The sequence below is a fragment of the Rhodanobacter lindaniclasticus genome, from assembly GCF_004799035.1.
Taxonomy (GTDB): Bacteria; Pseudomonadota; Gammaproteobacteria; order Xanthomonadales; family Rhodanobacteraceae; genus Rhodanobacter; species Rhodanobacter lindaniclasticus.
Genome location: NZ_MWIO01000063.1, coordinates 1 through 16,596 on the forward strand (window position 1 = coordinate 1; position 16,596 = coordinate 16,596).

The 16,596-nt window shown below is 68.0% G+C and carries 15 protein-coding genes; 8 read left to right on the top strand and 7 right to left on the bottom strand.

What is annotated here, in order from left to right; translation table 11 throughout:
- Positions 1–48: 48 nt before the first annotated feature.
- Together B1991_RS16400 and pdhA are read right to left on the bottom strand one after the other, a co-directional pair.
- Entirely contained in the window at positions 49–1,029 is a 981-nt protein-coding gene (locus B1991_RS16400) for an alpha-ketoacid dehydrogenase subunit beta (protein ID WP_136259755.1), read from the bottom strand.
- Positions 1,030–1,032: 3 nt separating this feature from the next.
- Positions 1,033–2,118 (bottom strand): pyruvate dehydrogenase (acetyl-transferring) E1 component subunit alpha, encoded by a 1,086-nt coding sequence (pdhA, locus tag B1991_RS16405; protein ID WP_136259756.1) that lies wholly within the window; start codon positions 2,116–2,118, stop codon positions 1,033–1,035.
- A gap of 331 nt (positions 2,119–2,449) precedes the next feature.
- Between pdhA and B1991_RS16410 the strand changes: the two genes are divergently transcribed.
- Entirely contained in the window at positions 2,450–3,298 is an 849-nt protein-coding gene (locus tag B1991_RS16410) for a tryptophan 2,3-dioxygenase (protein WP_136259757.1), read from the top strand.
- A gap of 14 nt (positions 3,299–3,312) precedes the next feature.
- Here the strand turns inward: B1991_RS16410 and B1991_RS16415 are convergent, their stop codons facing one another.
- Positions 3,313–4,023, bottom strand: coding sequence for an ArsR/SmtB family transcription factor (locus tag B1991_RS16415; RefSeq protein ID WP_136259758.1), 711 nt, complete (start codon positions 4,021–4,023; stop codon positions 3,313–3,315).
- A gap of 176 nt (positions 4,024–4,199) precedes the next feature.
- On the opposite strand from B1991_RS16415, the gene B1991_RS16420 reads away from it, so the two are divergent.
- Together B1991_RS16420 and B1991_RS16425 are read left to right on the top strand one after the other, a co-directional pair.
- Entirely contained in the window at positions 4,200–5,702 is a 1,503-nt protein-coding gene (locus B1991_RS16420) for a peptide MFS transporter (protein ID WP_136259759.1), read from the top strand.
- Between the two features lie 156 nt (positions 5,703–5,858).
- Positions 5,859–7,370: a peptide MFS transporter gene (locus tag B1991_RS16425; protein ID WP_136259760.1), complete on the top strand. Its 1,512-nt coding sequence runs from the start codon at positions 5,859–5,861 to the stop codon at positions 7,368–7,370.
- 33 nt (positions 7,371–7,403) lie between these two features.
- On the opposite strand, the gene B1991_RS16430 is transcribed toward B1991_RS16425, so the two are convergent.
- Positions 7,404–7,865, bottom strand: a complete 462-nt coding sequence (locus B1991_RS16430; protein WP_136259761.1) for a MarR family winged helix-turn-helix transcriptional regulator — start codon at positions 7,863–7,865, stop codon at positions 7,404–7,406.
- A gap of 107 nt (positions 7,866–7,972) precedes the next feature.
- On the opposite strand from B1991_RS16430, the gene hppD reads away from it, so the two are divergent.
- From hppD to B1991_RS16455, 5 genes are all read left to right on the top strand, one after another.
- The gene (gene hppD, locus B1991_RS16435) at positions 7,973–9,067 is read left to right on the top strand and encodes a 4-hydroxyphenylpyruvate dioxygenase (protein ID WP_168709689.1); all 1,095 of its coding nucleotides are present in this window, start codon (positions 7,973–7,975) and stop codon (positions 9,065–9,067) included.
- Between the two features lie 11 nt (positions 9,068–9,078).
- Positions 9,079–10,377, top strand: coding sequence for a homogentisate 1,2-dioxygenase (hmgA, locus tag B1991_RS16440; protein WP_136259762.1), 1,299 nt, complete (start codon positions 9,079–9,081; stop codon positions 10,375–10,377).
- 37 nt (positions 10,378–10,414) lie between these two features.
- Positions 10,415–11,401: a fumarylacetoacetate hydrolase family protein gene (locus B1991_RS16445; RefSeq protein ID WP_136259763.1), complete on the top strand. Its 987-nt coding sequence runs from the start codon at positions 10,415–10,417 to the stop codon at positions 11,399–11,401.
- A gap of 212 nt (positions 11,402–11,613) precedes the next feature.
- Positions 11,614–13,014, top strand: coding sequence for an oxygen-independent coproporphyrinogen III oxidase (hemN, locus tag B1991_RS16450; protein ID WP_136259764.1), 1,401 nt, complete (start codon positions 11,614–11,616; stop codon positions 13,012–13,014).
- A 35-nt stretch (positions 13,015–13,049) separates the two neighbouring features.
- Entirely contained in the window at positions 13,050–13,811 is a 762-nt protein-coding gene (locus B1991_RS16455) for a helix-turn-helix domain-containing protein (protein WP_136259765.1), read from the top strand.
- Positions 13,812–13,814: 3 nt separating this feature from the next.
- Here the strand turns inward: B1991_RS16455 and B1991_RS16460 are convergent, their stop codons facing one another.
- Genes B1991_RS16460 through B1991_RS16470 form a run of 3 tightly spaced genes read right to left on the bottom strand, consistent with a single transcriptional unit; the run spans position 13,815 to position 16,554 of the window.
- A complete protein-coding gene (locus B1991_RS16460) occupies positions 13,815–14,576 on the bottom strand; it encodes a glycosyltransferase family 2 protein (protein ID WP_136259766.1) in 762 nt (253 codons plus the stop codon).
- A complete protein-coding gene (locus B1991_RS16465; RefSeq protein WP_136259767.1) occupies positions 14,573–15,364 on the bottom strand; it encodes a beta-ketoacyl synthase chain length factor in 792 nt (263 codons plus the stop codon). Before B1991_RS16465 ends, B1991_RS16460 begins: the two co-directional genes overlap by 4 nt.
- The gene (locus B1991_RS16470; protein WP_136259768.1) at positions 15,361–16,554 is read right to left on the bottom strand and encodes a beta-ketoacyl-[acyl-carrier-protein] synthase family protein; all 1,194 of its coding nucleotides are present in this window, start codon (positions 16,552–16,554) and stop codon (positions 15,361–15,363) included. The genes B1991_RS16465 and B1991_RS16470 overlap by 4 nt, the downstream gene beginning before the upstream one ends.
- Between the last annotated feature and the right edge of the window lie 42 nt (positions 16,555–16,596).

Consider the following 16,596-nt stretch of genomic DNA (forward strand, 5'->3'; position numbering starts at 1 on the left):
CCCTCATCCGCCCCTTCGGGGCACCTTCTCCCCGGTGGGGAGAAGGGATTACGAAACCGCCAGCGTACGCCTGGCCGCGTCGACGACGCGTTCCACGCTCGGCAGGTATTTCATTTCCAGGCGGAACAGCGGGATGTGGGTGTCGGGGCCGGTGACGCGCTCGACCGGGGCGAGCAGGTCGTACAGGCATTCCTCGGCGATGCGTGCGGCGATTTCGGCGCCGAAACCGGCGGTCTTCGGCGCTTCGTGCACGATCACGCAGCGGCCGGTCTTGGCCACCGACTCGGCGATGGTGTCGAAGTCCAGCGGGGTCAGCGTGGCGACGTCGATCACCTCGGCGCTGATGCCTTCGGCGGCGAGCGCGTCGGCCGCTTCGAGCGACTCCTTCACCTGCGCGCCCCAGGTGACGATGGTGACGTCGCTGCCGTCGCGCAGCACGAAGCACACGTCCAGCGGCAGCGCCTCGCCGTCATCCGGTACCTCTTCCTTGTACTGGCGGTAGATGCGCTTGGGTTCGAAGAACATCACCGGATCCGGATCGCGGATCGCCGCCAGCAGCAGGCCGTAGGCGCGCGCGGGCGAGGAGGGCAGCACCACGCGCAGGCCGGGGATGTTGGTGAACAGGTGCTCGTTCGCCTCGGAGTGATGCTCCGGCGCACGGATGCCGCCGCCCCACGGCGCACGCCATACGGCCGGCACGGTGAGGCGGCCGCGGGTGCGGTTGCGCATGCGCGCGGCGTGGCAGGCGATCTGTTCCATCATCGGATAGATGAAGCCTTCGAACTGCGCCTCGGCGACCGGTTTCATGCCCTGCACGGCGAGACCGACGGTGACGCCGGCGATGGTGGTTTCGTCCAGCGGCGTGTCGAGCACGCGCAGCTCGCCGAACTTTTCCTGCAGGCCCTGGGTGGCGCGGAACACGCCGCCGTTGACGCCCACGTCTTCGCCCAGCACCACGACCGATTCGTCGTGGGCCATTTCGTAGGCGAGCGCCTGGGTGACCGCTTCGATGAGAGTGATTTGTGCCATGGCTTAGTGGGCCTTCTGGTCAAGCGAGAGAACGTAGTCGCGCTGTTTTTCGAGGTCGGCGGGCAGCTCCGCGAAGGTGTAGTCGAACATCGCCGAGACCGGCTGGGTTTTCGTTTCCAGGTAGGCGTTGACCTCGTTGTCCATCCACTCGTCGCATTCGGCCTTCCAAGCCTCTTCCTTGGCGTCGTCCCACACTTTCTTCTTCACCAGCCAGGTGCGCAGGCGCTTCATCGGCTCCTTGGCCCAGGCCTCGTCGACCTCGTCCTTGCCGCGATAGCGGCGCGCATCGTCGGCGGTGGTGTGGTCGCCCAGGCGATAGGTGAGCAGCTCCAGCACGCTGCCGCCTTCGCCGTTGCGCGCGCGCTCGAGTGCGTCCTCCATCGCCTTGCGCACGGCGATGATGTCGTTGCCGTCGACCTGGATCGAGAACAGGCCGGCGGCGATGCCCTTCTGCGCCAGCGTGGGCGCGCCGGACTGGATCTTGCGCGGCACCGAGATCGCCCACTGGTTGTTGACGATCACTGCCACCAGCGGCAGGTTCTGCGCACCGGCGATGTTGATCGCGCCGTAGAAATCGCCCTTGGACGACCCGCCGTCGCCGATGGTGCACACCGCCACGCGCTTCTCGCCGCGGATCTTGAACGCCAGCGCGGAGCCGGCCGCATGCAGGCACTGCGTGGCGATCGGCACGCTCCACGCGAAGTCGTGGCGCGCCGGCTCCTTCTGGTAGTCATTGCCGCGCTCGTCGCCGCCCCAGTACATGTAGACCTCGCGCGGCTGCACCCCGCGATACAGCTGCGCGCCGTATTCGCGGTAGCTCGGCGCGTACACGTCCTCGGGCTTCATCGCGCTGCCGATGCCGACATGCGCGGCCTCATGGCCCAGGCAGCTGGCATACGTGCCGAGCTTGCCGGTGCGCTGCAGCGCGATCGACTTGGCGTCGAACACGCGGGTGGACAGCATCAGCTTGTACAGCTCGACCATGTGGTCGAGATCCTTGGCGAAGGCCGGGAGATCCTTGCGGACTTCCTTGCCTTCGGCGTCGAGGTACTGCAGGTATTCGATTTCAAACTTGGCGGCGATGGTCACGACTCGCTCCGGAGTGAGTACAGAGAAAAACCTGGTGGCGCACGTCTCGCCGGCTGCGGCTGCTGCCGCAAACGACTGCGCAAGACCGCGCTTGATAACAGGCTGGCATGTTGCACTGCAAGGTACAGTGCAGCATGCGTGGCGGTATGGACGGGCGGTTTCAGTGCTCGAAACCCCTGCGGGAGCGCACCCTGCACGCGATGCTCCTGCGGATCCCGAACCCGTCCCCGAAGCATCGCGCACAAGCAGGGATACGCCTCTGTCCTGGATCAAGGTTCGATCGCGGCCGCAACCGTTACCATGCCCGTTTCCGATGACACGACGGAACACCATGAGCGACAACCAGCGCGATCTCGAAGCGGGCATCCAGACCGACCTCAACGGGCAGATCACCTACGGCGGCTATCTGCAGTTGGACACCTTGCTGTCGGCGCAGCAGCCGTTGAGCCATCCACCGCATCACGATGAGATGCTGTTCATCGTGCAGCACCACGTGGCCGAGCTGTGGATGAAGCTGATGCTGCACGAGCTCACCGCCGCGGTGGCGCACCTGCAGCGCGATGACGTCGATGCCTGCCTGAAGATCCTGGCGCGGGTGAAGCAGGTGCAGCGCCAGTTGTTCGAGCAATGGGCGGTGCTGGAGACGCTCACGCCGTCGGAGTATCTGGAGTTCCGCGGCGTGCTGGGGCCGTCATCGGGTTTCCAGTCGCTGCAGTACCGCAAGATCGAGTTCACCCTGGGCAACAAGAATGCCGCGATGCTCAAGGTGTTCGCGCATGACCCGGCCGCGCAGGCCGGATTGCGCGCGGTGCTGGAGGCGCCCAGCCTGTACGACGAGTTCCTGCGCTACCTCTCGCGCCGCGGCCATGCCGTGCCGGCCGAGTTGCTCGATCGTGACTGGACCCAGCCCTACCACCGCCACGCAGGCCTGCTGCCGGTGCTCAAGCGCATCTACGAGGGCCGCGCGGAGTTCTGGCCGGAATACCACCTGTGCGAACAACTGGTGGACGTGGAAGAGAGCTTCCAGCTGTGGCGCTTCCGCCACATGAAGACGGTGGAGCGCATCATCGGCCATCGCCGCGGCACCGGCGGTTCGTCCGGGGTGAGTTTCCTGAAGAAGGCGCTGGACCTGGAGTTCTTCCCCGAGCTGCTGGACGTGCGCACCGAACTCGGCGTTTGACCGCAGCGACTCGCTCAGCCGGAACCACCGGCGTTGAGCGCATCGGCCTCGATGCCGAACTCGCGCGCCAGCGCCGCCAGACCGAGCGGCGTGGGGGTCAGCGCACGACTGCGCGGATGCCGGCGCAGCCAGCCAACACGCTCGATCATGCCGTGCGCCAAGTCGCAGCCCAGCGTGCCGCCGACGTGATGGCGGCGTTCGGTCCAGTCCAGGCATAGCCGGCCGCGCAGCATCGCCGGACTGTCGGCGGCCAGCAGGTCGAGCCGCTGCAGCCCGTCGCGTCCCGCCCGGCTGAGGCTGCAACCGTCGCCGTCGAGCTGCAACCAGCCGCGTTGCAGCAGCGACTCACGCAACAGCACGCCGAGCTGACCGGCCAGATGGTGGTAGCACAGTCGCGCACGCCACAGCGCCGGATCGCCCGGCCGCTGGCGCGGCGGCGGTCGCGGCATCAGGCTGGCCATCGCCTCCAGCGCGGCGGCCACGTCGGCATTGGCCAGCCGGTAATAGCGGTGGCGACCTTGCGGCTCGACCGCGACGAAGCCCTCGGCGACCAGCCGGGCCAGGTGCGCGCTGGCGGTGGCGGCACTGATGCCGGCCAATTCGGCCAGCTCGCCGGCGGGCAGGGCGACGCCATCCAGCAGGGCCGCGAGCATCGCGGCGCGGCTGGGTTCGGCCAGTGCGGCGGCGGGTTTGAACAGGTGTTCGGGCCAGACGGTCTTGCGCATGCGCGCAGTGTAAGTCGGCGGCCGCAGCGAGGTTTCGTCGGGCGACGAAGCGTGGTGATGGAGATGACGCGTCGATGTGCCGCGGGTTGACGGCGCGGCGTGGGCCGGTTACATCTTCGACGCAATATCTTGCGATCACGCCGGCCGCAGCCGGCGCATCACCTCACGGGAACTCCATGACGACCAGCAACTCCACGGCCGCGCCGCTGCCGGAATACCCGCAACTGCTTGGCCATCCGCGACCGCTGTGGATGCTGTTCATGTCGGAGTTCTGGGAGCGCTTCGCGTTCTACGGCATGCGCTGGGCGCTCACGCTGTACATCGTGGCGCAGTTCTGGGACGGCAACGACGCCGGCCAGGCGGATGCCAGCCGCACCTACGGCGCCTACCTGGCGCTGGTCTACGCCACGGCGGTGTTCGGCGGCTACGTGGCGGACAAGATCCTCGGCTATCAGCGCTCGATCCTGCTCGGCGCGGTGGTGATGGCGGCCGGCCTGTTCATGGTGATGGTGCCGAACCATGCGGTGTTCATGCTCGGCCTGGCCACCATCATCGTGGGCAACGGGCTGTTCAAGCCGAACATCTCCTCGATGGTGGGCCAGCTCTACGCGCAGGGCGACTCGCGCCGCGACCGCGGCTTCACCCTGTTCTACATGGGCATCAACGCCGGCGCGCTGATCGCGCCGGTGCTGACCAGCATCCTCGCCAACAAGGTGTTCGGCACGCCCGGCCACCACAACTATCACGTGGTGTTCGCCGCCTCAGGCGTGGGCATGCTGATCAGCCTGGTGTGGTTCTGGTTCGGCCGGCGCCAGCTCGGCCCGGTGGGTCGACCGGCGCCGGAGATGGCCAATCCGATGCGCGTGGTGTACGTGGCGATCGGCGTGCTGGTGGCGATCCCGCTGGTCTACCTGCTGATGGATCGCGCCGGCGCGGTGGTGCTGCAATGGCTGCTCACCGCGCTGTTCATCGGCGTGGGCGTGATGCTGGTGATCGAGGCGATCCGCACCGGCCGCGTGCAGATCCAGCGGGTGATCGCGATGCTGATCATCTTCACCTTCAACGTGCTGTTCTGGATGTTCTTCGAGCAGGCTGGCAGCTCGTTCAACTTTCTGGCGCAGCACATCGTCGATCGCAACCTGGGCGGCTGGGAGTTCCCGATCGGCTGGTTCCAGTCGGTCAACCCGGTGGCGATCGTGCTGCTGGCGCCGCTGATCGCGCTGGCCTGGGGCTGGCTGGACAAGCGGCGCATCGAGCCGTCGATCCCGCGCAAGTTCGGCCTGGGCCTGATCGGCAACGCGCTGGGTTTCGCGGTGCTGATGTATGCGCTGTCCAGCTTGGTCGGCGACAACGGCATGATCCCGCTGTGGACGCTGGTGCTGTGCTACGTGCTGCAGACCGCCGGCGAGTTGTGCCTGTCGCCGATCGGCCTGTCGATGGTGACCAAGCTGGCGCCGGTGCGCCTGGTCGGACTGGGCATGGGCGGCTGGTTCCTGTCTACCGCGATCGGCAACAACCTGGCCGGCCTGTTCGCCGCCCACGTCAGCGGCGACAGCGGCATGACCGTGGACTCGGCGCTGTCCGGCTACACCTCCGGCTTCTGGATCCTGCTCGGCGGCGGCGTGCTGCTGTTCCTGCTCGCGCCGCTGATCAACAAGCTGATGCACGGCGTGCGCTGAAGGGGCGGTAACGGGGAGGAATGCGCAGGGCGACGCGAGACCCCGCGTCGCCGTTGGGTTCCCGGTTTCCCGCTCCCCGACCATTGACGCCGAGCGCGGTGCCCGGTTACATCTGGGCGCTTGCGGCTGCCTCACGCATGCCGACCAGGGACTTGCATGAGCCAGACCAGCACTGCCGGCGACGCGGCCTCGACACCCGATTACCCGCAGCTGCTCGGCCATCCGCGGCCGTTGTGGATGCTGTTCATGACCGAGTTCTGGGAGCGCTTCGCGTTCTACAGCGTGAGCTGGGCGCTGGCGCTGTACATCGTGGCCGAGTTCTACCACGGCGACAGTTCGGGCCAGGCCTGGGCCAGCGCGATCTTCGGTTCGTACACCGCGCTGATCTACGGCACCGGCATCTTCGGCGGCTGGGTGGCGGACAAGCTGATCGGCTACCAGCGCACGATCCTGCTCGGTGCAGCGGTGATGGCGGCGGGGTTGTTCGTGCTGGCGCTGCCCGAGCGCGTGCTGCTGCTGCTCGGACTGGCGCTGGTGATCGTCGGCGACGGCCTGTTCAAGCCGAATATTTCCTCGATGGTGGGCCAGCTCTACGGCCGCGACGATCCGCGCCGCGACCGCGGCTTCACCCTGTTCTACATGGGCATCAATGCCGGCGCGCTGATCGCGCCGCTGCTCACCGGCTGGATGGCCGCGCAGTTCACCGACACGCCGCTGGAGCAGAACTACCGGCTGGTGTTCGTCACCGCCGGCGTGGGCATGCTGCTCAGCCTGCTGTGGTTCTGGTTCGGCCGGCGCCAGCTCAAGGGCGTGGGCCGGCCTGCGCGCGGCGCGGAGAGCCGCTGGCGCGTGCTGTGGGTGGTGGCCGGTGCGCTCGCCGCGGTGCCGGTGGTGTACTGGCTGCTCTCGGGCATCGGCGCGCGCGGCCTGCAGTGGGTGCTCGACGCGCTGTTCGTGGTGGTGGCGGCGATGCTGCTGACCGAGGCGGCGCGGCACGGCCGGGTGCAGACCCAGCGGGTGGTCGCGATGCTGATCATCTTCGCCTTCAACGTGCTGTTCTGGATGTTCTACTACCAGCTCGGCACCACCTTCAATTTCCTCGCCGAGAACCTGGTGGACCGGCGGATGTTCGGCGGCTGGACGTTTCCGGTGGGCTGGTTCCAGTCGGTGAGCCCGCTGGCCATCATCGTGTTCGCGCCGCTGGTGGCGCTGGTGTGGGCATGGCTGGACAAGCGTCGCCGCGAACCCTCGATCCCGCGCAAGTTCGGCCTCGGCCTGGTCTTCAACGCGCTGGGTTTCCTGGTGCTGGTGTACGCGCTGGGGCAACTGCTCGGCACCGATGGGCTGATCCCGTTCTGGCCGCTGGTGCTGTGCTACGTGATGCAGACCCTGGGCGAGTTGTGCCTGTCACCGATCGGCCTCTCCATGGTGACCAAGCTGGCGCCACCGAAACTGGTGGGCTTCGCGATGGGCGGCTGGTTCCTGTCGCTGGCGGTGGGCGGCAACCTCTCCGGGCTGTTCGCCAGCCGCGTCACCGGTACGCACGGGCTCACCGCCAGTGCCGCGCTGGACGGCTTCACCTTCAGCTTCTGGTTGCTGCTGGGTGCCGGCGTGCTGTTGCTGGCCATCGCGCCGCTGGTGAACCGCCTGATGCACGGGGTGCGCTAGCCCGGGCCCGGCAACGCCCGGTCCGCGGTCGCGTCAGGCGAGCAGCTTGTCCAGGATCCGCTCCAGCCACTGGCGCTCCTCGGCATCGAGCTTCGCCAGCACTTCGCGTTCGCGGGCGCGGGCCATCGGGGCGACGTCGTCGTGAATGGCCCAGCCGGCGGCGCTGAGCTTGAGCACCGAGCGGCGCTTGTCGCTGTCATGCACCGCGCGATCCACCCGGCCGGCGGCGACCAGACGCGCCAGCGCGCGACTCACCGCCACCTTGTCCATCGCCGTGCGCTCGGCCACCTCGCGCGCGGACAGCCCCTCGAAGCGGGCAAGCACCGCCATCACCCGCCACTCCGTCACCGAGAGATCATGGCGGCTCTGGTAGTCGTCGGCGATCGCCTGGCTGATCGTGTTGGACAGGATCGACAGTCGATAAGGCAGGAAATGCTCCAATTGCAATGGTGCGTGCTCGGCGCTGGCCGGGGTGCTCTTGTGACGGAGGGACATGGGCGGGTTCCTTGCAATTGGTTTCATTTGTAACTATAACGAAGGATTACCAGCGGTGATGGCACGCTCGTGGGCGGCCATCGTGCACCGACAATCAGGAGAGCGCCATGAACGCCCAACCCAACCTTGGCATGCAGGTCAGCACCTTCGACAACCCGATGGGGATCGACGGCTTCGAATTCGTCGAGTTCGCCGCACCCGCCGGCCGCGCCGGGGAGCTGCATGAACTGTTCAGGCGGATGGGTTTCACGGCGGTGCTGAAGCACACGTCGCGGCCGATCACCGTGTATCGGCAGAACGGCGTGAACCTGCTGGTCAACGAGGACCCCGATTCCTTCGCCGCGGATTTCGCCAAGGCCCACGGCCCCTGCGCCTGCGGTTTCGGCATCCGCTTTCGCAAGCCCGGCGCGCAGGTGCTGCAGACGGTGCTGGACAACGGCGGCGAGCAGGTCGACCACAAGGAAGCCAGCAAGGCGGTCAATGCGGCGGTCATCAAGGGCATCGGCGACTGCATGCTGTATCTGGTCGACCGCTACGGTGACGTCGGCAGCATCTACGACGCCGACTATGTGGCGATCGCAGGCGCCGAGCAGAACCCGACCGGTTTCGGTCTCACCTTCATCGACCATCTCACCCACAACCTCCATTTCGGCAACATGCAGAAGTGGTCGGACTACTACGAGAAGCTGTTCAACTTCCGCGAGATCCGCTACTTCGACATCAAGGGTGCCAAGACCGGCCTGGTGTCCAAGGCGATGACCGCGCCGGACGGCATCGTGCGCATCCCGCTGAACGAGTCGTCCGACCCGAAGAGCCAGATCAACGAATACCTCGACGCCTACCACGGCGAAGGCATCCAGCACATTGCCTGCTTCACCGACGACATCTACGCCACGGTGGAGCAGATGCGCGCGGCCGGAGTGGAATTTCTCGACACCCCGGACACCTATTTCGAGGTGATCGACGAGCGCATCCCCAACCACGGCGAGGACGTGCCGCGGCTGGCGAAGAACAAGATCCTGATCGACGCCGACAAGGAAACGAAGAAACGCCTGCTGCTGCAGATCTTCACCCAGAACTGCATTGGCCCGATCTTCTTCGAGATCATCCAGCGCAAGGGCAACGAAGGCTTCGGCGAGGGCAATTTCCAGGCGCTGTTCGAGTCGATCGAGCGCGACCAGATGAAGCGCGGTTTCCTCTGAAGGAGCGGTGCATGGCAACGATCGTGGGCAAGGGTTACCAATCCGGCTTCGGCAACGAATTCGCCAGCGAAGCGATCCCCGGCGTGCTGCCGGTCGGCCAGAATTCGCCGCAGCGCGTGGCGCACGGGCTGTACGCCGAGCAGCTGTCCGGCACCGCGTTCACCGCGCCACGGCACCTGAACCGGCGCAGCTGGCTGTACCGGATCCGCCCGGCGGCGGTGCACGAGCCGTTCCAGCCGCTGGCGCACGCGCGCTTCCACAACCGTTTCGACGAGGCGCCGGCGACGCCGAACCAGTTGCGCTGGGATCCGCTGCCGCTGCCGACGCAGCCGACGGATTTCATCGACGGTCTGGTCACCCTGGCCGGCAACGGCGGACCGGCGGAGCAGGGCGGCATCGGCATCCACCTGTACGCGGCGAACCGCTCGATGCAGGGGCGCTTCTTCTGCAACGCCGACGGCGAGCTGCTGATCGTGCCGCAGCAGGGTCGGCTGCGGCTGGCCACCGAGCTGGGCGTGATCGAGATCGAGCCGCAGGAGATCGCGGTGATTCCGCGCGGCGTGCGGTTCCGCGTCGACCTGCTCGACGGCGACGCGCGTGGTTATGTCTGCGAGAACTTCGGCGCGTTGTTGCGCCTGCCGGAGCTTGGCCCGATCGGCTCGAACTGCCTGGCCAATGCGCGCGACTTCCTCACCCCGGTGGCGGCGTACGAGGACGTCGAAGGCGCGTTCGAGCTGGTGGCGAAATTCCAGGGCGCGCTGTGGAGCGCGAAGATCGGTCATTCGCCGCTGGACGTGGTCGGCTGGCACGGCAATTACGCGCCGTACAAGTACGACCTGCGCCGCTTCAACACGATCGGTTCGATCAGCGTCGACCATCCCGATCCGTCGATCTTCACCGTGCTGACCTCGGCCAGCGACACCGCCGGCACCGCCAACGTGGATTTCGCGATCTTCCCGCCGCGCTGGCTGGTGGCGCAGCACACCTTCCGCCCGCCGTGGTTCCACCGCAACGTGGCCAGCGAGTTCATGGGCCTGATCACCGGCGTGTACGACGCCAAGGCCGAGGGTTTCGTGCCCGGCGGCGCCTCGCTGCACAACTGCATGAGCGCGCACGGCCCGGATGCGGCGACCTTCGAGAAGGCTTCGCATGCCGATCTGTCCAAGCCTGACGTGATCACCGCCACCATGGCCTTCATGTTCGAGACGCGCAAGGTGATCCGGCCCACGCAGCAGGCGCTGGACGCGCCGCAACTGCAGCGCGACTACTACCGATGCTGGCAGGATATCGGCAAGCACTTCACGCCGTGACGGCGATCCCTCCACGCAGCAGGTACAAGGCAGCACGATGAAACTCGGATCTCTCAAGGAAGGCGGCCGCGACGGCACGCTGGTGGTGGTCAGCCGCGATCTCTCCCGCGCGGTGAAGGCGGACGGCATCGCGCCGACGCTGCAGGCGGCGCTGGACGACTGGTCGAACGCGGCGCCGCGGCTGAATGCGTTGTCGGACGAGTTGAACGCGGGCGCCGCCGCCGGCGCGTTCGCGCTGGATGTCCGCGCGCTGGCCTCGCCACTGCCGCGCGCCTACGAGTTCGTCGATGGTTCGGCCTATCTGCCGCACGTCGAGCGCGTGCGCCGCGCCCGCGGCGCCGAGGTGCCGGCGAGCTTCTACACCGACCCGCTGATGTACCAGGCCACCAGCGCCGGTTTCCTCGGCCCGCGCGACCCGGTGGTGGTGCCCAGTGAGGATTTCGGCATCGACCTGGAAGCCGAGGTGGTGGTGGTCACCGACGACGTGCCGATGGCAGTGACGCCGGCGCAGGCCTCCGAACACATCCAGCTGATCGGTCTGGTCAACGACGTCAGCCTGCGCGGGCTGATCCCCGGCGAGTTGGCCAAGGGCTTCGGCTTCCTGCAGAGCAAGCCGCGTTCGGCGCTGTCGCCGGTGCTGGTGACCCCCGACGAACTGGGCGAGGCCTGGACCGGCGACAAGCTGCACCTGCCGATGCGCACCTGGCTCAACGACAAGTGGTTCGGCGAGGCTGAATGTGGCGTGGACATGCAGTTCTCGTTCGCCGAACTGGTCGCGCACGTGGCGAAGACGCGCCCGCTGACCGCCGGCACCATCGTCGGCTCCGGCACCATCGCCAACCAGGACACCGGCAAGGGTGCGTCCTGCCTGGCCGAGCAGCGCACGGTGGAAACCCTGCGCGACGGCCAGCCGTCCACGCCGTTCCTGAAGTTCGGCGACCACCTGAAGATCGACGTCACCGACGCCGCCGGCGCCTCGATCTTCGGCTCGATCGAGCAGCAGATCGAGCCGCTCAAGCGCTGACGCCTCGCGATGTCTTGCAGGGGCCCGCAAGCGGCCCCTGCGGCAAGGCCCTGGCAGGAAGCGGCGGGCCGTGCCCGCCCTGGGCGTCGCCGCAATCGATGCGAGGTTTTCCCGCATTCCGGCATGCAAGATGCTGCGGCAGGTTGACGCGAGTTCCGGCGGGTTGATCCGGATCAAGGCGGGCGGGCAGAGGGGTGGACAGACTCGCTGCCATGATCACTCCCATCGAACCTCCCGATTTCGACCCTGCGCTGATCGCCCGTTACGACGTGGCCGGTCCGCGCTACACCAGCTATCCGACGGCGCCGCAGTTCAAGACCGACTTCGACGAAACCGTGTTGCGCAGCGTGATCCGGGCTTCCAACGAGGAGCCGATCCCGCGCCCGCTGTCGCTGTACGTGCACGTGCCGTTCTGCATGAGCCCGTGCTTCTACTGCGGCTGCAACCGCATCATCACGCGCGACCACAGCCAGGCCGATCGCTACCTCGAACGGCTGTACCGCGAGATCGAGCTGATCGCGCCGCTGTTCGACCGCGACCGTCCGGTGCGCCAGCTGCACTTCGGCGGCGGCACGCCCAACTTCCTCGATATCCGCCAGATGGGCGAACTGCTGGAATCGCTGGCGCGGCATTTCAGCTTCAGCCGCGCGGCGGATCGCGAGTTCGGCATCGAGATCGACCCGCGTTTCGCCGACGGTGCCTACGTGCACGGCCTGGGCGAGCTGGGCTTCAACCGCATCTCGGTGGGCATCCAGGATTTCGATCCGGCGGTGCAGGAAGCGGTCAACCGCATCCAGAGTTTCGAGCAGACCCGCGAGGTGCTCGACGCGGCGCGCAAGTCGTGGTTCCGCTCGACCAGCGTGGACCTGATCTACGGCCTGCCGCTGCAGACCGTCGACGGCTTCAGCCGCACGCTGGAGCAGGTGGTGTCGCTCGACCCGGATCGGGTGGCCGTCTACGGCTACGCGCACCTGCCGGAGATGTTCAAGGCGCAGCGGCAAATCGCCGCCGCCGACCTGCCCGACGCCGCCACGCGGCTGGCGCTGTTCGGTCGCGCGGTGGCGCAGCTGTCGGCGGCGGGTTACGTCTATGTCGGCATGGACCACTTCGCCAAGGCCACCGACGAACTGGTGCTGGCGCAGCGCGCCGGCACGCTGCAACGCAATTTCCAGGGTTATTCGACCCACGGCCATTGCGACATCGTGGGGCTGGGCGTCAGCGCGATCGGCCGCATCGGCGACAGCTACAGCCAGAACGCGCGCGACCTGATGGGGTATTACGGGGCGCTGGATGCCGGCCGCCTGCCGGTGGCGCGCGGGCTGGAACTGGACGAGGATGACCTGATCCGGCGCGAGCTGATCGGCGAGCTGATGTGCCACGGGGTGGTCGACAAGCAGCAGTTCGGTGCACGCCATCGGCTGCTGTTCGACGAATATTTCGCGCGCGCGCGCGAGCGCCTCGCGCCGCTGGTGGCCGACGGTTTGGTGGAAGACGACGCGCGCGAGGTGCGGGTGACCTCGCGGGGCCGTCTGCTGTTGCGTATCATCGCCATGTGCTTTGACGCCTATCTCGACGACAAGGCACAGGCGGCGCGCTATTCGCGCGTGATCTGATCCACGCAGCTCCGACCAGGCAACCCGATCGCATCATGGATTCCAAGCACCCGGCAGGGCGCCTGCCCGAGCCGCCCAACCCGATTGCCGACGACGGCGACGAGACGCACTTCTGCGGTACCTGTGCGTTTTCCAGTGCCTGCATTGCCGCCGGCTACAACAAGCCCGAGCTGGCGCAGCTGCAATGCCTGGTCGAGCACGTCGGGCCGTTCCGCGCCGGCGAGCACATCTTCCGCACCGGCGACCCGTTCCGCGCGATCTTCGCGGTGCGCAGCGGCACCGTCAAAACCCGCATGGTGGACAAGGAAGGCCGCGAGCAGGTGCTGGGCTTCTACCTGCCCGGCGAGGTGATCGGCCTCAACGCGATCTACCCCGAGCATTTCCCGTGCGACGCGGTGGCGCTGGATACCTCGTTCTTCTGCCGCTTCTCCTTCCCCGCGATGAGCGCGCTGGCCTCGCGCATCCCGGCGGTGCAGAAGCACCTGTTCCGCCTGTTGAGCAAGGAACTGGGCAGCGCCAGCCTGCTGGCCGGCGACCACAGCGCGGACGAGCGCATGGCGGCGTTCCTGATGGACCTGGCCGGGCGCTATGCCGCACGCGGCTTCTCCGCCACGCGCTTCCACCTCAGCATGTCGCGCGGCGACATCGCCAACTACCTGCGCTTGGCCGCCGAAACGGTGAGCCGCGTGCTGAGCCGCTTCCGCAGCCAGAACCTGATCCGCATCGAGGGTCGCGAACTGGAACTGCTCAACCCCGATGCCTTGCGCCAGCTCGGTCAGGCGTTGCTGCCGGACTGAGCTCTAGGCCGCCGGCAGCGCGGCCTCGACCACCTGCGGGCGCTCCCGCGAGCGCCGATAGCTGGCGATGATGTCGCCGTAGTGGATCACCCGGCCGATCGTGTAGGTGGTGATGCGGGTGACGTCGCGCACCGGTTTCAGGTGGCTGGGGCGGAACGCGCCGTGGTAGCGCGAGGCGATCGGCACCGAGACGATGCCGAGTTTCTTCTCGCGCGAGGCGGCGATCAGGATGGCGGCCTCGAACACGAAGTTCTCCGCGGCCAGGTCGACCAGTTCCAGTGCTTCGTGCGGATACCAGCGCTGGCCGCTCTGGGTGTCCGCCACCGGTTGTGCGCAGGCCCACGAGATGCCCCAGTCGGCGACCGCGTTGGCGCGGCGGCGGCCTTTCGGTTGTTGCGCCTTGTCCAGCAGCCGCGCGCCGATCACGATGTGCTGCGGGTAGCGCGCGGCGGCGGCGACGATGCGCGGGATGTCGCTGGCCAGGTGCTGGCCATCGCCATCCATCGTCAGTACCGCGTCGTAGCCCAGGCGCCGCGCCTCGCGGAAACCCCGGCGCAGCGCCTCGCCCTTGCCGCAGCGTTGCTCGTGGCGCAGCAGGGTCACCGGCAGGCTGGCGGCAATTTCCGGCGTGCGGTCGTCCGAGCCGTCGTCGATCACGATCACCGGCACGTCCAGGGCGAGCACGGATTCGATCACTGCGCGGATCGCCGCCTCCTCGTTGAGACAGGGGATCAGGACGCACCAGCGTGCGGTGGATGTATTCACGCGACCTTCTCCATGGCGATCTGCAATCCAAGCGCGGGGGCGGCGGCCAGCCGACATGATCCCGCATTGCCGGCGAGCATGGCCAGCAGGGCGAGGCTGCTGGCCGATGGATTGCCCCGGCGCCAGCCGGCCAGTGGCCCGGGCAAGGCATCGTCGGGCTGCGACGGGACCAGCTGCAGGTCGAGCCGCGCCAGCGTGGCCGTGCCCGCCGCAGGAGCCAGCACCAGCGCGCAGGCGAAGGGCTGGGTGCAGCCGGTGATTTCGGTCAGCGGCCCGCTGCCGGCGCTGTCGCTGCACACCAGCAGCACCGGGCGTTGTTCGGCCAGCACCTGGCCGACTGCCTCGAGCAGGCCGGCACCGAAACTGGCCGCCTGCGCAGCGACCGCGGTGGACGGCGCGTGGCAGCCGGTGGCGATGGTCCAGTAGCCGACGGCGGCGTTGTGCACCGAATTGTGGAAGCGGATCGGCGACAGCTCGGCCGGCGCGCGGGCCAGCGTGGCGCACATGTAGTCGGTGATCGGCTGGTCGCCATGCGAGGAGGCGAATACGCAGGCCAGGGTGGCCGCGTCGCGACCGCTCATCGCCACCGCCTGACCGGCTGCTTCGATCGCCAGCAGTACGCTGGCCGGCGCGCGCCGGCGTTCGTTCGGCGGCAGCGTGGCAGCGGTGGGGCGCGCCGGCGGCGGCTCGGGCGTCTGCCCGGCGAGCAGGCTGCGCAAGGCGCCGAAGTCGGCCAACTGCGGCGACCACAGACCGACGCCTTCGACGTGCACGCGCAAATCGCTCATGCGGCGAACTCCGCGCGGGCGAAGGCCAGGCAAGCGTTGTTGCCGCCGAAGCCGAACGAGTTGCTGAGCGCCACGTCGATGCGCTGCTGCTCGTTGTGCCAGGCGAACTGCGCGCCGCAGACCGGGTCGGGTGCGTCGCCGCCAAGGTTGCCGGGCACCAGGCCGTGTTCGATCGCCTGCAGCGCCACGGCGGCTTCGACGATGCCCGCGGCACCCAGCGTGTGGCCGGTGAAACCCTTGGTGGAGCTGGCCCGCGTGGTGGCCGGGAAGGCGCGCGCGACCAGCGCCGCTTCCACTTCGTCGTTCTTCTGGCTGGCGGTGCCATGCAGGTTGATGTAGCCGACCTGCGCCGGATCGAGTCCGGCGCGCGCCAGTGCGTCGTTCAGTGCCAGCTCCGCACCGAGTCCTTGCGGGTGCGGCGTGGACATGTGGTGCGCGTCGCTGGACTCGCCGTAACCGAGCAGGCGCGGCGCCTCGGGCGCGATGTCGATGCGCTCCAGCAGCGCGAAGCCGGCGGCCTCGCCAATCGAGATGCCGTTGCGTGCCGCATCAAACGGTCGGCACGGCTCGGGCGAGACCAGTTCCAGCGCGTTGAAGCCGAACAGCACGCTGTCGCACAAGGTGTCCACGCCGCCGACCACGGCCGCGTCGATCAGGCCCAGCCGCAGCATCCGCTCGGCGCTGGCGAACACCTTGGCGCTGGACGAGCAGGCGGTGGAGACGGTCAGGCACGGCCCTTCCAGCGCCAGTACCGCGGTCACGAAGGCGGTCAGCGAATGCGGCGTGTGGATCGCCGGGCGCAGCATGTCGTCCGGAAAACCGCCATCGGCGTCGAGCCGCCGATACGCCTCCTCGGTGGCGCCGATGCTGGCGGTGGAGGTGCCCAGCAGCAGGGCGACGCGGTTCGCGCCGTAGCGCGCGCGCGCGGCGTGCACGCGGTCGAGGAAGCCGTCCTGGTTCAGGCCGAGCCAGGCCAACCGGTTGTTGCGGCAATCCCATGGCGCGAACGCGGCGGGCAGCGCGGCGGCCTCCAGGCCGTCGACGCGGCCGATCCAGCATGCCAGCGGCGCACTGCTGAAATCGTTCGGGCGCAGACCGCTGCGCTCGCCGCGCAGCGCATCGAGCTGCGCCGCGAGGCCGCGGCCGAGTGCGGAGGTGGCGGTATGCGCGGTGACCGCGAGAGGTGTCATCACATGAGGCATCGCGAAAGCCTAGCGGTCGCCCTGCGGCTT

Excerpts from the sequence above, each read along its gene's own strand:
- B1991_RS16410 (WP_136259757.1), top strand. The coding sequence starts at position 2,450 with ATGAGCGACAACCAGCGCGATCTCGAAGCGGGCATCCAGACCGACCTC.
- hppD (WP_168709689.1), top strand. The coding sequence starts at position 7,973 with ATGAACGCCCAACCCAACCTTGGCATGCAGGTCAGCACCTTCGACAAC.
- B1991_RS16400 (WP_136259755.1), bottom strand. The coding sequence starts at position 1,029 with ATGGCACAAATCACTCTCATCGAAGCGGTCACCCAGGCGCTCGCCTAC.
- B1991_RS16425 (WP_136259760.1), top strand. The coding sequence starts at position 5,859 with ATGAGCCAGACCAGCACTGCCGGCGACGCGGCCTCGACACCCGATTAC.
- hmgA (WP_136259762.1), top strand. The coding sequence starts at position 9,079 with ATGGCAACGATCGTGGGCAAGGGTTACCAATCCGGCTTCGGCAACGAA.
- hemN (WP_136259764.1), top strand. The coding sequence starts at position 11,614 with ATGATCACTCCCATCGAACCTCCCGATTTCGACCCTGCGCTGATCGCC.
- B1991_RS16470 (WP_136259768.1), bottom strand. The coding sequence starts at position 16,554 with ATGACACCTCTCGCGGTCACCGCGCATACCGCCACCTCCGCACTCGGC.
- B1991_RS16420 (WP_136259759.1), top strand. The coding sequence starts at position 4,200 with ATGACGACCAGCAACTCCACGGCCGCGCCGCTGCCGGAATACCCGCAA.
- B1991_RS16465 (WP_136259767.1), bottom strand. The coding sequence starts at position 15,364 with ATGAGCGATTTGCGCGTGCACGTCGAAGGCGTCGGTCTGTGGTCGCCG.
- B1991_RS16455 (WP_136259765.1), top strand. The coding sequence starts at position 13,050 with ATGGATTCCAAGCACCCGGCAGGGCGCCTGCCCGAGCCGCCCAACCCG.
- B1991_RS16415 (WP_136259758.1), bottom strand. The coding sequence starts at position 4,023 with ATGCGCAAGACCGTCTGGCCCGAACACCTGTTCAAACCCGCCGCCGCA.
- B1991_RS16445 (WP_136259763.1), top strand. The coding sequence starts at position 10,415 with ATGAAACTCGGATCTCTCAAGGAAGGCGGCCGCGACGGCACGCTGGTG.
- B1991_RS16430 (WP_136259761.1), bottom strand. The coding sequence starts at position 7,865 with ATGTCCCTCCGTCACAAGAGCACCCCGGCCAGCGCCGAGCACGCACCA.